This window comes from Bacillus sp. AFS029637 (assembly GCF_002584985.1).
GTDB lineage: Bacteria > Bacillota > Bacilli > Bacillales > Bacillaceae_G > Bacillus_A.
Map to the genome: position 1 here is coordinate 265970 of NZ_NUPZ01000010.1, position 13665 is coordinate 279634.

General features: G+C 36.8%; 12 protein-coding genes and 1 pseudogene. 9 read left to right on the forward strand and 4 right to left on the reverse strand.

Annotated elements, in window-relative coordinates; translation table 11 throughout:
- Positions 1-29: 29 nt before the first annotated feature.
- The 3 genes from COE49_RS03830 to COE49_RS03840 all read left to right on the forward strand — a co-directional run bounded on the left by COE49_RS03830 (position 30) and on the right by COE49_RS03840 (position 3415).
- The gene (locus COE49_RS03830) at positions 30-1943 is read left to right on the forward strand and encodes an ABC transporter permease (RefSeq protein ID WP_098253404.1); all 1914 of its coding nucleotides are present in this window, start codon (positions 30-32) and stop codon (positions 1941-1943) included.
- 96 nt (positions 1944-2039) lie between these two features.
- On the forward strand, positions 2040-2891 hold the full coding sequence (pheA, locus tag COE49_RS03835; protein ID WP_098253403.1) for a prephenate dehydratase: 852 nt from the start codon (positions 2040-2042) through the stop codon (positions 2889-2891).
- Between the two features lie 20 nt (positions 2892-2911).
- Positions 2912-3415: a GNAT family N-acetyltransferase gene (locus tag COE49_RS03840; RefSeq protein WP_098253416.1), complete on the forward strand. Its 504-nt coding sequence runs from the start codon at positions 2912-2914 to the stop codon at positions 3413-3415.
- 30 nt (positions 3416-3445) lie between these two features.
- Here the strand turns inward: COE49_RS03840 and COE49_RS03845 are convergent, their stop codons facing one another.
- The 3 genes from COE49_RS03845 to COE49_RS03855 form a co-directional block, all read right to left on the reverse strand.
- Complete coding sequence (locus COE49_RS03845) at positions 3446-4093, reverse strand: MOSC domain-containing protein (protein WP_088230688.1); 648 nt, start codon at positions 4091-4093, stop codon at positions 3446-3448.
- An 85-nt stretch (positions 4094-4178) separates the two neighbouring features.
- Positions 4179-4721, reverse strand: a complete 543-nt coding sequence (locus tag COE49_RS03850; RefSeq protein ID WP_000812272.1) for a transcription repressor NadR — start codon at positions 4719-4721, stop codon at positions 4179-4181.
- Complete coding sequence (locus tag COE49_RS03855) at positions 4721-5863, reverse strand: IscS subfamily cysteine desulfurase (RefSeq protein ID WP_098253402.1); 1143 nt, start codon at positions 5861-5863, stop codon at positions 4721-4723. Before COE49_RS03855 ends, COE49_RS03850 begins: the two co-directional genes overlap by 1 nt.
- A gap of 150 nt (positions 5864-6013) precedes the next feature.
- On the opposite strand from COE49_RS03855, the gene nadB reads away from it, so the two are divergent.
- From nadB to COE49_RS03880, 5 genes and pseudogenes are all read left to right on the forward strand, one after another.
- Entirely contained in the window at positions 6014-7543 is a 1530-nt protein-coding gene (nadB, locus tag COE49_RS03860; RefSeq protein WP_088230686.1) for an L-aspartate oxidase, read from the forward strand.
- Between the two features lie 19 nt (positions 7544-7562).
- A complete protein-coding gene (nadC, locus tag COE49_RS03865) occupies positions 7563-8396 on the forward strand; it encodes a carboxylating nicotinate-nucleotide diphosphorylase (RefSeq protein WP_088230685.1) in 834 nt (277 codons plus the stop codon).
- Positions 8397-8426: 30 nt separating this feature from the next.
- The gene (gene nadA / locus COE49_RS03870) at positions 8427-9533 is read left to right on the forward strand and encodes a quinolinate synthase NadA (protein ID WP_098945711.1); all 1107 of its coding nucleotides are present in this window, start codon (positions 8427-8429) and stop codon (positions 9531-9533) included.
- A 219-nt stretch (positions 9534-9752) separates the two neighbouring features.
- Positions 9753-9909 (forward strand): annotated as a pseudogene (safA, locus tag COE49_RS28410) (SafA/ExsA family spore coat assembly protein); the annotation flags it as partial.
- A gap of 1639 nt (positions 9910-11548) precedes the next feature.
- Positions 11549-12193 (forward strand): YhcN/YlaJ family sporulation lipoprotein, encoded by a 645-nt coding sequence (locus tag COE49_RS03880; protein ID WP_088230682.1) that lies wholly within the window; start codon positions 11549-11551, stop codon positions 12191-12193.
- Between the two features lie 33 nt (positions 12194-12226).
- Here the strand turns inward: COE49_RS03880 and COE49_RS03885 are convergent, their stop codons facing one another.
- Positions 12227-12661 carry a branched-chain amino acid ABC transporter substrate-binding protein gene (locus COE49_RS03885; protein WP_140417357.1) on the reverse strand — a complete coding sequence of 145 codons (435 nt, stop codon included), beginning with the start codon at positions 12659-12661 and terminating at the stop codon, positions 12227-12229.
- A 465-nt stretch (positions 12662-13126) separates the two neighbouring features.
- Between COE49_RS03885 and COE49_RS03890 the strand changes: the two genes are divergently transcribed.
- Complete coding sequence (locus COE49_RS03890) at positions 13127-13657, forward strand: BofC C-terminal domain-containing protein (RefSeq protein WP_088230680.1); 531 nt, start codon at positions 13127-13129, stop codon at positions 13655-13657.
- The last annotated feature ends 8 nt before the right edge of the window (positions 13658-13665 follow it).

The following is a 13665-nucleotide window of genomic DNA, read 5'->3' on the forward strand; positions in this document are numbered from 1 at the left end:
GTATGTAGTAAGTTACAGGAGGACGATAGATGAACATTCGGCAACTTGCGCTGCAAAATATAAAGGGAAATTGGCGTAATTATAAAGTGTTTTTTTTGAGTAGTTGTTTTGCAATATTTGCGTCTTTTGCATACATGTCTGTCATTGTACATCCGTATATGCAAGAGACGATGTGGTATCAAAACGTACGCTGGGGACTTATCATATGTAACGTCATCATTATTTCTTTTTTCGTCGTATTTATTTTGTACTCTACTTCTATTTTCATAGAAGCACGAAAGAAAGAATTAGGATTATATATGTTAATGGGAGCAACGAAGTCTAACGTAATAGGAGTGATTATGACCGAGCAAATGTTGATTGGGGTATTTGCTAATATTTTCGGTATAGGGATTGGCATGATTTTTTTGAAACTCTTTTTTATGGTGTTTAGCATGCTAATGCGTCTTCCGAAAGAACTCCCTGTCATATTTGACGCGAAAGCGATTGGGGTAACGTTTATTACATATATGGTTGTTTTTATTCTGTTATCTTTTATAAGTGCTTTACGTATATGGAACATAAAAATCATTCGGTTATTGAAAGAATTTCGAACGGATAAAAAAGAGAAGAAAACATCAATATGGCTTTGTATATTCGGCTTTATTTGTTTAGGGACAGGATATACGTTAGCACTACAAGTGACGATGGAAACGATAGGATTATATTTTTTCCCTGTGTCTATACTTGTCTTTTTCGGAACGTACTTTTCTTTTACACACGGTACAATCCAATTGTTAGAAATGATTAAACGAAATAAAAAGATTATGTATACATATCCGTATTTATTTATAGTGAATCAATTGTCACATCGAATGAAGGAAAATGGTCGCTTTTTCTTTATGCTTTCTATGGCAACGACATTTGTAGTTACGGCAACAGGTACGGTGTTCTTATATTTTTCTAGCATGCAAGATATGTGGCGGGATGGGGGCGCGCACTCATTTTCATACATAGAAAAAGGTGTTTCTACCCATGAAGTCTTTGAAGAAGGTAAGGTTGAAAAATTACTGCATCAATATGGATATGATGATTTTCAATTTATGAGTTTTGTTGGAGTGTATGCATCTTTCCAGTCTAATAAGGGAGAAATCGAAGTTGCACCGCTTATAAAGGAAAGTGAATACAATCAAGAAGCGAGAAAACAAAAAAAGAAAACGTATCATCCGAAAAAAGGAACAGTTACACTCGTTTATTATAATAAAAGTAATTATCCGAATGTATATAATCAAAAAGAGATTCAATTACAAGTAATGAATCAAACGTATCCATTCGTATTTAACGGTCAGAAAGAAGGGGCGCGATTTAATTATCATCTCGCGCACATTAACGGTTTGTTTTTCGTCATGAATGATGAAGATTTTGACAGTATAGCAAATAAAGTTCCGGATTCTGAAAAAATGGTATATCGAGGATACACATTACCCAATATCGAAAATACGAAAAAATTAAATGGAGATTTACGGAAACATATGAAACAAGATGATAATAATGCATTTCGAAGTAATATGGAGTTATATGTGAATATGAAAGAGTTTGGCGATATTACTTTATTTGTAGGTTCATTCATTAGTATATTATTTTTCCTTACATCATGTAGCATCGTATATTTTAAATGGTTTCATAATATTGCATCCGATCGAAAGCAGTACGGGGCACTTTCTAAACTTGGAATGACAAAGGAAGAAGTGTGGAAGGTTTCTCGTTGGCAATTGTGTATGCTATTTTTTGCGCCTATTATAGTAGGAAGTATGCATAGTGCAGTTGCGTTATATACGTTTCATAATACGATTTTTATGGATGGTTCATTAAGAAAAGTAGCTTTGTTTATTCTGTTTTATATCGCCGCATGCATCATGTATTTCTTTTTCGCTCAAAGAGAATATAAGAAACATTTAGACTAGCGTATGCTAGTCTTTTTTAAATATTCGAAATTTACATAGAAGAATATGAAAAATTATGGTATAACAGTAAGAAAACGAAAAAGAGGGGAAAAGACGATGATTCGAGTAGGATATTTAGGACCAGAAGCAACATTTACAAATATGGCGGTGAGTCGTTTTTTTCCGGAAGCAGAGCATGTACCGTATCGAACGATTCCAGATTGTATAGATGCAGCCGCAAATGAAAATGTAGATTTTGCAGTTGTACCACTAGAAAACGCCATAGAAGGTTCGGTGAATATAACGGTTGATTATCTCGTACATGAGCAACCACTTTCTATTGTAGGAGAAATTACAGTACCAATTCAGCAACATTTACTCGTACATCCGCAGTATGCAGAAGTGTGGGAAGAAGTATATGCAGTGCATTCTCATCCACATGCTATTGCACAATGTCATAAGTTTTTAAATGAAGAATTAAAAGGGGTAACTGTTCGAGATATGACATCAACAAGTGCCGCTGCGCAATATGTGAAAGAACATCCTGAAGAAAAAATCGCTGCTATTGCAAATGAAGCAGCTGCAGAAAAATACGGTTTAACAATTGTAAGAAGTGGCATTCATACGCATAAAAACAATCATACACGTTTCCTTGTTCTGCATAAGAAAAAGAAAGCGACACTCCCGAATAATGGAGAAAATCGCGGAGAGAAAACGACGCTTATGATAACGTTACCTGCAGATTATGCAGGAGCGCTATATCAAGTGTTATCAGCTTTCGCATGGAGAAAATTAAACTTATCTAAAATTGAATCTCGCCCGATGAAAACAGGTCTTGGAAATTACTTTTTCTTAATCGATGTTGATAAAGCATACGATGATGTATTATTGCCAGGCGTAACGATGGAACTTGAAGCACTTGGTTTTTCTGTTACGGTGCTTGGGAGTTATTCTTCTTATTGGTTGTAAGAGGTGAGGAGCTGTTAAACTTGCTTGAAACGAAACGTTGTTTATTAGACGTAGTTCATGAATCAGATTACGAAAGTATAAAAGAACTGTATTTAAATGTAGAAGTGAGGAAATATCTCGGTGGTCCGCGGAAAGAGGAGACACTTAGGGATGTTGTCAATGATATGTTATCCCCAGAAGAAAGCTGTTGGTATTGGATTGTTAGGGACAGGAAGACGAAAACATTCATGGGGGTAGTCTCGCTCGATCCAAATGATGTGAACCAAGATATTGAAGTATCCTATCAATTATTACCGATGTATTGGAGAGTTGGCTATGCAACGGAAGTTGTTCAAGAAGTACTTCGTTATGCTTTTCATGAATTACAACTTCCAAAAGTAATCGCAGTAACACAAATGGCTAATATACCTTCACGTAAACTTTTAGAACGGTTACGTATGAAGCTAATTCAAAAGTATTATCGATTTGGGGCAGAGCAAGCTGTCTATTCTATCGAAGCAACAGAAACAATTTTGCTAGATTAATAAAATCCCACCTGCAGAAGGTGGGATTCTTTATTTTAACTTCGCAAGACGATCTTCTAACTGACCACGCCAAATATCAGCTAGTTCTGGAACAGCAAGAATTTTTTCAAGGCCATCTCTATCTTTTCTATTATGGAAATAGATTTCGTTAGAGAAAAGAACAGAAACATTGCTTGGATGACGTTCTAGTAATGTCATTTTAGAATCTTTACGCACGGTACCTTCTTGAAGAACACGGCATAAGTAGCCAGTATATCCGGTTGCTACAATGCGCGGCAGTATGCCAGGAATACCGAGGCGTTTTGAAATCGTGCTACAAGGTACTCTTGCTTGTGTGACTTGAATAATTGCTTCGCCTAGTTCATATGTATCTCCGATGCAAACATCACGCTCTAACATATTTGTTACGGTAATGTTTTCGCCAAATGTGGAAGCGGGGAGCGTAGTTTGAAATTCTTCTTCCCATAGTGCGTAATGTTCATATGGGTATACACAAACAGCGCGATCAGGTCCCCCGTGATGTTTTAAATCTGCTACGTCATCACCAAGGAATCCGTCTTTTGAGAGAAAGGCCTCTTCTGTAGGATCTTTACATATACCTGTTATCATTTCTTTATCTTCGCCATATTTCATTTGTTTCGGTTTACCAGTGCTAAAGTGAACGAGTTCAATTTCCATCTTTGATCTCCTTTACAATTGATTACAATATTATATCATTTCCAAAATAAAAGCACAGAGAATGATAAAAACTCTGTGCTTTACATTAATAAACGAGAAATCCTGCTTTATCTAAAGCCTCGCAAGCAGCATCTAATTTTTCTTTAGAATCTGCTTCAATTGTATGTAAGTGAATACCATCTGTAAGTTGCGATAGATAGGAAGCATTTGTGTTTTCGATTTTTTGTAAATATTGCTCTACATCAAAGCGATTACTTACCATGATGGATGCTGTTAAGTCGCCGTATACAGGATGCTCAACTTTTACGTCTTTAATCGTAACGCCGTGATCAACAAGCATTGTAAGTTCTTGACGTACTTCTGCTGGTTTATGCTGGCATACGATTACACGTTCAAAAGCTTGTTGTTTCTCTTGTGGTTTTAAATATAAATAGCCTTGAGCAGTTGCAATAATTGGTTCGTTTCTTGCTTTAAGCAAGGAAATATCTTGTACGATAACTTGTCTACTTACGTTCGTCTTTTTTGATAGTTCATTCCCTGATAACGGTTCGTTTGCAGCAAGAAGCCACTGAAGGATAAGCTGTCGTCTTTCTTCACCTAAAATCTTTTTTTGTTCATTTTGTTTCATTATGATTTAACACCTCTATAAAATTGATTTCCAATTGTGTGTAGTGCATGAATAGTAGTATCAATTTGATCTTTCGTTGTTTGCTGTCCGAAAGAGAAGCGAACATATTGTTTTGCCTCTTCATACGTTTTTCCAATTGCAAGCATTGTTTTCGAAGGGTCTTGTTTGCCGACTTGGCATGCACTGCCAGTGGAAATGGCAATACCGCGGCGATTACATTCTAGCATTGTATATTGACCTTCTATTCCTTTTATTGTAACCCCAATAATATGTGGTAAACAAGAAGTAGAATGACCTTCTACTTCAATTTCTAGCGGAAGTGTTCGTAATTGTTCTAAAAAGTAGGTTCGTAACTCTTTGAAACGTAAATTCTCTTCCATATGATTTTTTAATATGTTCTCAGCTGCTGTTAAAAAAGCGGCGATTCCGGGAACGTTCACTGTACCAGGGCGAAATCCTTTTTCGTGAGAAGTACCTGGGAATATTTGTTTCCAGCGAACTTGCGGATTTATGTAGCAAGCGCCGACACCTTTTGGCCCGTATATTTTATGTGCTGAAACAGACAGACTATCAATCCCCATCTCAAAAACATGGATAGGGAGTTTGCCAAACGTTTGCACACAATCTGTATGAAATAAAACATTATATTTTTTTAAAAGTGGCCCAATCTCTGCTATGTTTTGAACGGTTCCGATTTCAGAGTTTCCGTGCTGTATACTTGCTAGAACAGTATCTTCTGTAATAGCAGCTTCTAAATCTACTAAACGAATGATTCCGCGTTTATCAACAGGAATTTCAGTGATTGTATAGCCTTGTAATTGTAAAGATTGAAAATAACTTCGAATGGATGCATGTTCCATAGGTGTCGTAATAATATGTTTCTTGTTTCTAGCATTTAGAAGTGATTGAATCGCAAGATAGTTAGATTCTGAACCGCCGCTTGTAAAAAATACTCCTTGTTCTTTTCCTCCAATCATTTCTGCAAAGGTTTTTCTGCAAACTTGTAATAAAGAAGAGGCTGTCCCTCCAATATCATGTAAACTTTGTTCATTTCCAAAGTATTGCGATGCTGCTTTCATATATGTTTGTAACGCTTCTTCGCTCATAGGTGTAGTAGCTGCATAGTCAAGATATATCATCATGTAAATTCCTCTCTCTAGTAAGAGTTACATTCCTTGTATTTTTTATAGTAGTGAAAATAAGAATTATAAAAAAACTCTTGTCATTATTTTAAAACTATGTAAATATAGGTGTCAAGACAGTTGAAAAGTGTAAAGTAGGAGGCAACAATTATGCCAAGTGCAGATGTCTTAATTATTGGAAGTGGCGTTGCGGCACTTCGTGTTGCAAAAGAGATTTGTCACGAAAAGAATGTGATTATTATCACAAAGAAGACGGAACGTAATAATAATACACATTTAGCCCAAGGTGGAATTGCGGCAGCGGTTGCTACATATGACAATCCAAATGATCATTTTGAAGATACGTTAGTAGCAGGATGTCATTATAACAATGAAGATATGGTCCGTTATTTAGTCGAGGAAGGACCGAAAGAAATAAATACTCTCATTGAAGATGGAATGAAATTTGATGGAGATGAAACAGGCCCACATCTTGGAAAAGAAGGCGCGCACCGAAAGCGCCGTATTTTACATGTGGGCGGCGATGCAACAGGAAAGAATTTATTAGAGCATCTTATTCAAGAAATAGCCCCGTACGTTACGGTAGTGGAACAAGAAATGGTGCTCGATTTTATTATAGAAAATGAAAAATGTGTTGGAGTTCTAGCGCGAAATAATGAAGGGGAATTAAAACGTTATACTGCTGATTATACCGTATTAACAACAGGAGGAATTGGTGGTTTATACGCTTTTACTTCTAATGATGAGACAATTACAGGCGATGGGCTTGCAATGGTGTACAGAGCGGGCGGAGAGCTCGTAGATTTAGAGTTTGTCCAATTTCATCCAACAATGTTATACGCGAGCGGGCGTTGCTGTGGCCTCGTCTCTGAAGCTGTCCGCGGTGAAGGAGCTGTCCTTATAAATGGAAAAGGGCAGCGTTTTATGATGGATATACACCCTGATTATGATCTCGCGCCGCGTGATGTGGTGGCAAGAGCAATTCATGAACAGCTTTTGGCGGGTGAAAAAGTATATTTGAATATCGAGTCTATCCAAAATTTCGAAGAACGATTTCCGACTGTATCATCATTGTGCAAAAAGAATGGTGTCGATATAAATGAAAAACGTATTCCGATCGTACCCGGCGCTCATTTTCATATGGGCGGCGTGAAAACGAACTGTGATGGGGAGACGTCCATTCCAAATTTATATGCGGTCGGTGAAGTAGCCTGTAATGGTGTTCATGGAGCAAATAGGTTAGCAAGTAATTCATTATTAGAAGGTCTTGTGTTTGGAAGAAGAATAGGACAACATATTTTAACTAAAGCGACAAAAGAAAGATTGAACACCCTAGCGGAGAAGGAAGATAAGTTTATTGTTCTGAATCATTTGCCGGCGAAAGAAGAAATACAAGAATGCATGATGAAATATGTTGGGATTGTACGAACAGAGCAAAGTTTATCTTATGCAAGGAGATGGCTTAGTAAGTATGGTGTTCGCAATATGATATTGCAACATAATGCTCTTACAAATGAAGAGATAACGCTTATAAATATGTTAACGGTTTGTGAGCTCATAGTCATTTCAGCTCTGCAAAGAGAAGAAAGTCTTGGTGGACATTATCGAAGTGATTATCCAGGGAAAAATAGCGTAAAAAAAGAAATCGTTCGAGTGAAAAGAAAACTACAACTTGTGTGATGAGGGGAAGAGGGGCTTTATGAACACGATAAAAGTGAAAGAAGCATTAAATCGATTTTTTCTAGAAGATATAGGAGAAAGAGATGTAACATCTCAGCTTATTTTTCCAGACAATTTACTTTCAAAAGGAACGTTTCTGGCGAAGGATACAGGGGTCTTTGCGGGACGTTTAGTAATTGAAGCAGGATTTAAATTAATTGATGAGAGAATTGAAGTGGAGCTTCATAAAAAAGATGGGGATCTTGTAGAAAAAGGCGAAATAATCGCAACTGTGCAAGGACCAATCGCATCGTTATTAACGGCAGAGCGCGTTATATTAAACGTTATCCAGCGTATGAGTGGGATAGCGACGATGACACATAAAGCTGTTCTTGCTTTAGATAGCAGCCATACACGCATTTGTGATACGCGAAAAACGATGCCAGGGCTACGTATGTTTGATAAGTATGCAGTTGTATGCGGAGGTGGATTTAACCATCGTTTCGGTTTATATGATGGTGTCATGATTAAAGACAATCATATTGCTTTTGCTGGTTCTATTACGAAAGCCGTTACATCGGTGAAAGAAAAATTAGGACATATGGTGAAAGTGGAAGTGGAAACAGAAACGGAGGGGCAAGTGAGAGAAGCTGTAGCTGCTGGTGCGGATATTATTATGTTCGATAATCGTACGCCAGATGAGATTCGGGAGTTTTCAAAGATTGTGCCAAGCGCCATCGTTACGGAAGCTTCAGGAGGAATTACAGTTGAAGATTTATCGGGATACGGAAAAACAGGGGTAGATTATATTTCACTTGGAGCGTTAACGCATTCAGTGAAAGCACTTGATATTAGTTTCAATATTGAAGAGTAAGGAACGTGGCTTAGAGGGGGAGAACGGTATATGAGTATTTTAGAAAAAGTACAGCCAATTGAAACGATGTTACCAGAGCGTTATTACACGATGTCAACGGAAGATATGGAAAAGCGCGTTCGCGAAATTAAAGAAAAAATGGGAGAAACGTTATTTATTCCGGGGCATCATTATCAAAAAGATGAAGTTGTACAATTTTCAGATGCAGCAGGGGATTCGCTGCAGCTTGCGCAAGTTGCAGCAAGTAATAAAGAGGCGAAATATATTGTATTTTGTGGCGTTCACTTTATGGCAGAAACAGCAGACATGTTAACGACAGATGAACAAATTGTTATCTTACCAGATATGCGTGCAGGTTGTTCAATGGCAGATATGGCAGATATTGAACAAACGGAAAGAGCATGGAAAGAGCTAACGAAATTATTTGGAGATACGATGATTCCGTTAACGTATGTAAACTCTACAGCTGCAATTAAAGCATTTTGTGGTCGTAACGGAGGAGCAACAGTAACGTCTTCAAATGCAAAACAAATGGTATCTTGGGCGTTTACACAAAAAGAACGTCTCGTTTTTTTGCCAGACCAACATTTAGGGAGAAATACAGCGTACGATTTAGGTATCCCGTTAGATAAAATGGCAGTATGGGACCCGCATACAGATTCATTAGAGTATGATGGAGATATAGAAGAAATTCAAGTGATTTTATGGAAAGGTCATTGCTCTGTTCATCAAAACTTTACAGTGAAAAATATTGAGAGTGTACGAAAAAATCATCCGGATATGAACATTATTGTACATCCGGAATGTTGCTATGAAGTTGTAGCAGCTTCAGATTATGCAGGCTCGACGAAATATATTATTGATATGATTGAATCGGCTCCATCTGGAAGTAAATGGGCAATTGGTACAGAAATGAATTTGGTGAATCGAATTATTCAACAACATCCAGATAAAGAAATCGTTTCACTTAATCCCTTTATGTGTCCGTGTTTAACGATGAACCGAATTGATTTACCGCATTTATTATGGGTACTTGAAACGATAGAAAGAGGAGAAGAAATTAACGTTATTACCGTAGATAAACAGGTGACAGAAGAGGCGGTTCTTGCATTAAATCGTATGTTAGAGCGCGTGTGAAGCAGCGGGATTCCCGTTGCTTTTTTCATACATATAATCATAACGAGAACGAAATGGGCATACATTGTTTTGAAGAAATCATTGTGATTTTCTTATGCTTATTCCACTTCGAACTATATTGAAAATAGAAGAAGTGATAAAAGTGAAGAGAAGTTAACGTGAAAGTGTTACTTCATGAGATTTGTTACTTATAGATAAGTTATACAGGAGGGGGAAAATTTGAAAATTCATATCGTGCAAAAAGGGGATACCCTTTGGAAAATTGCGAAAAAGTACGGAGTGGATTTTGACACGTTGAAAAAAACAAATACACAACTTAGTAATCCAGATTTAATCATGCCAGGTATGAAAATTAAAGTACCATCAAACAGCGTCCACGTGAAACAACATGCTGGATCAGGTTCAGCACCTCCAAAACAATACGTAAAAGAAGTGCAACAAAAAGAATTTGCAGCAACACCAACTCCGCTTGGAATAGAGGATGAGGAAGAAGTTACGTATCAATCGGCACCAATTACACAGCAGCCTGCTATGCAACAAACACAAAAAGAAGTGCAAGTAAAGCCCCAGAAGGAAATGCAAGTGAAGCCGCAAAAAGAAGTACAGGTACAACCGCAAAAAGAACAGCCGATTCAAAAAGAACAGCCGATTCAAAAAGAACAACCAGTTGAAAAACCGTCTGTCATTCAAAAACCACCTGTTATAGAAAAACAAAAACCGGCGGAAAAAGAAAATACGAAGTTTTCGGTAAATGTATTACCACAGCCGCCGCAACCACCAATAAAACAGAAAAAAGAGTATAAAATTTCAGACGTAATAAAAAAAGGAAGCGAGTTAATTGCTCCGCAGATTACGAAAATGAAACCTAATAACATCATTTCTCCGCAAGCGAAAAAAGATAACATCGTGTCACCACAAGTGAAGAAAGAAAATATAGGAAATATCGTATCACCGCAAGTGAAGAAAGAAAATATAGGAAATATCGTATCACCACAAGTGAAGAAAGAAAATATAGGGAATATTGTGTCACCAAACGTATCGAAAGAAAATGTAGTTATTCCACAAGTAATACCACCAAATATTCTAGTGCCAAATATGATGCCGATTATGGATAACAATCAGCCACCAAATATGATGCCGATTATGGATAACAATCAGCCACCAAATATGATGCCAATCATGGATAATAATCAGCCACCAAATATGATGCCAATTATGGATAACAATCAAATGCCAAACATAATGCCGATTATGGATAACAATCAAATGCCAAATATGATGCCAATTATGGATAACAACCAAATGCCAAACATGATGCCAATTATGGATAACAACCAAATGCCAAACATGATGCCGGTTATAGATAACAATCAAATGCCAAATATGATGCCAATTATGGATAACAACCAAATGCCAAACATGATGCCGATTATGGATAACAATCAGCCACCGAACATGATGCCGTATCAAATGCCATATCAACAGCCTATGATGCCACCGAATCCGTATTATCAACAACAAAATCCGTACTATAATATGCCGTATCAACAAGGAGCACCATTTGGGCCACAATATACGTCTATGCCAAATCCAAATATGATGCCAATGGATAATAATATGCCACCGCTCGTGCAAGGTGAAGAAGACTGTGGATGCGGAGGAGAGAGTAGATTGTATAGTCCGCAACCTGGAGGACCACAATATGCGAATCCTTTGTATTATCAACCAACTCAGTCAGCCTATGCGCCGCAGCCAGGGACGATGTATTACCAACCAGAGCCACCAAATGTATTTGGCGAGCCAGTTTCAGAAGAAGAGGACGAAGAGGAAGTTTAAAAAAGGTGGGAGTATTCCCGCCTTTTTTGTATTCATGTTAATTAAGAACAATGAATGTTTGCATGAAGTGTTAGAAAATTCCTAGTGAAATATTAACAGTGTAAAAACATCCTCTGTTACTCATCATAAGAGGGAGCTTTTCAGAAGAGAAGTTCATTCTAACAGAGGGGGTTTTTGTATTGAATACGAAAGTAAAAGTGATTGCTGCTTCTTTGTTAGTTACCAGTGCATTAGCTGCATGTGGTACACCAAAAGATAACAACGCAATGGATGGACGTAATTACAATTATGAGCATACATCTTATAATGATACACACCAGTATCGCGATAATGTAACGCGTAACAATCAATATACAGATTATGTAACATATAAGAATGGTCGTAACGATACAGGATATAATTATTACCGCGATGTAAATTATAACGGGCAAATTGCGAATCCGAATCCGACTCGTAATATTACAATGAACAATTCATATGTTAACAACGATGGTAAAACTGCAGAAAAAATTACAAATCGTGTGAAACGTATGGATAACGTAGATCGAGTATCTACAGTTGTATATGGAAACGATGTAGCGATTGCGGTAAAACCACGTAATCCAGTGACAAATGAAACAACAATGGCGAACGAAATTCGCCAAGCGGTTGCAAATGAAGTTGGAAACAGAAACGTATACGTTTCTGTAAGAAATGACATGTTTACTCGTGTCGATGCAATGAGTACACGTCTACGTAACGGTACAGTTACAAACGACTTTAATCGTGACATAGCGAATATGTTCCGAGATATTCGTTACGGTTTAACTGGTACAGTGCGATAGCAAAACAAAAGAGGAGGGGGTAGCCCTTCCTCTTTATTCATCGTTGTCTTGTAAACGACGTTTTTTAATAAAATAACTAACGGAGTAAGAAACTAAAAAGCATATGAAAAGAATACTACCTGTTAAAATAGCTTCAAACAGAGGTCTTTCTGGACTGAAAATAATATAAATAATAGCCATAACGATTCCTACAATAAGGGAGCGGAAGACAAGTTTATAATAAGGAGTTAACTTTATTTCCTTTTCACTTTCTTCTACATCGATTGAAACACTTAACTGTAAATAGCTAAGTACAATACTTGTAAGAATAAATAATAACCATAATGGAGATTTCGTAATTTGATCCATTCCTTCAGTGAATCCGATATAACCCAAAATACCTATTATACCAATGGATTGAAAAAGAAAAGCGATACGTATATTTTTTAATGTTTGAAGAATGAGACGTTCATCCTTTATTTTTTTCACAATACACATCCCCTGTTTATTATGATTTCGCTGTTATATTTATTGTAACATATATATTGCATTTATCAATTTATAATTTACATAAAAAAATTTGTATGAAAGAGGAAATAAAATATTTTTTATAAATATGTTGCACGTATACGTTATTAATGTTATATTAGCAAAGCGATGAGCTAATTTACGTAAGACGAGAGATATGCTTAAGTGCTAAACACGCGAATGTGGTCGCCTGGTCTCTCGCCGTAAACGCATCAAGACGCCTGCTTTGCAGGCGTCTTTCATTTTATATGAATGTAAAGAGAAGACTGGATTAATCCAAGCTTCTCTTTTTTGTTGGTTTTAAAGTCAGAAAATATTGAACTCTATAAGTTTTAATAGGAGCAATCTATGAATTAGGGATAAAACCCTCATTTCCGGAAAAGCTACAAATGAAAGTTTGATCTTGCCTAAAAGAGGTGAACGGAAATGAAATGGATACTGATTGCAGTACAAGCTTTCGTTATGCTGTTTTGTTTAGTTTATGAAACGAGTGCGAGGGCGGAAGGGCCAGTACCAGAAGTAACAGAGAAAGACCCTCAAGTTACAATTTTATTAGAGCGTATGTATGTTGATGGAGAAGTAAGTGAAGAAATATTTACAGAAAAAGTAGCGGATTTAGAAAAGTTTTTACAGCAATATAAAGAGTGGCAACTTGTTGATCGTGATGATGTACAAATTGTATTACAAAAGAAAGTTGATGATATTTCTCCTTTATTGAAAACGAGTGGTTATTTTGGTGTTTCAGAGGAAGGGATATTACAAATTTTCAAAGGTGTGCCGAAAAGTGATAATGCGATTCATTCCTTCTTTCAAATTGATATGAAAAAGCTTGAGAGTTATGAGCGTGCGAAATTGAAACGTGGTATTCGTATTAAATCAAAAGAAGGTTTTGTGAAGACAATTGAAAAAATGAAGCAATATGCAGTGCAAAGTAAGAAAAAAAGCAGCTCATGGTGAGCTGCTTT

Bases quoted from the DNA above. Each gene is read 5' to 3' on its own strand.
- COE49_RS03830 (WP_098253404.1), top strand. From the start codon at position 30: ATGAACATTCGGCAACTTGCGCTGCAAAATATAAAGGGAAATTGGCGT.
- pheA (WP_098253403.1), top strand. From the start codon at position 2,040: ATGATTCGAGTAGGATATTTAGGACCAGAAGCAACATTTACAAATATG.
- COE49_RS03845 (WP_088230688.1), bottom strand. From the start codon at position 4,093: ATGGAAATTGAACTCGTTCACTTTAGCACTGGTAAACCGAAACAAATG.
- COE49_RS03850 (WP_000812272.1), bottom strand. From the start codon at position 4,721: ATGAAACAAAATGAACAAAAAAAGATTTTAGGTGAAGAAAGACGACAG.
- COE49_RS03855 (WP_098253402.1), bottom strand. From the start codon at position 5,863: ATGATGATATATCTTGACTATGCAGCTACTACACCTATGAGCGAAGAA.
- nadB (WP_088230686.1), top strand. From the start codon at position 6,014: ATGCCAAGTGCAGATGTCTTAATTATTGGAAGTGGCGTTGCGGCACTT.
- nadC (WP_088230685.1), top strand. From the start codon at position 7,563: ATGAACACGATAAAAGTGAAAGAAGCATTAAATCGATTTTTTCTAGAA.
- nadA (WP_098945711.1), top strand. From the start codon at position 8,427: ATGAGTATTTTAGAAAAAGTACAGCCAATTGAAACGATGTTACCAGAG.
- COE49_RS03890 (WP_088230680.1), top strand. From the start codon at position 13,127: ATGAAATGGATACTGATTGCAGTACAAGCTTTCGTTATGCTGTTTTGT.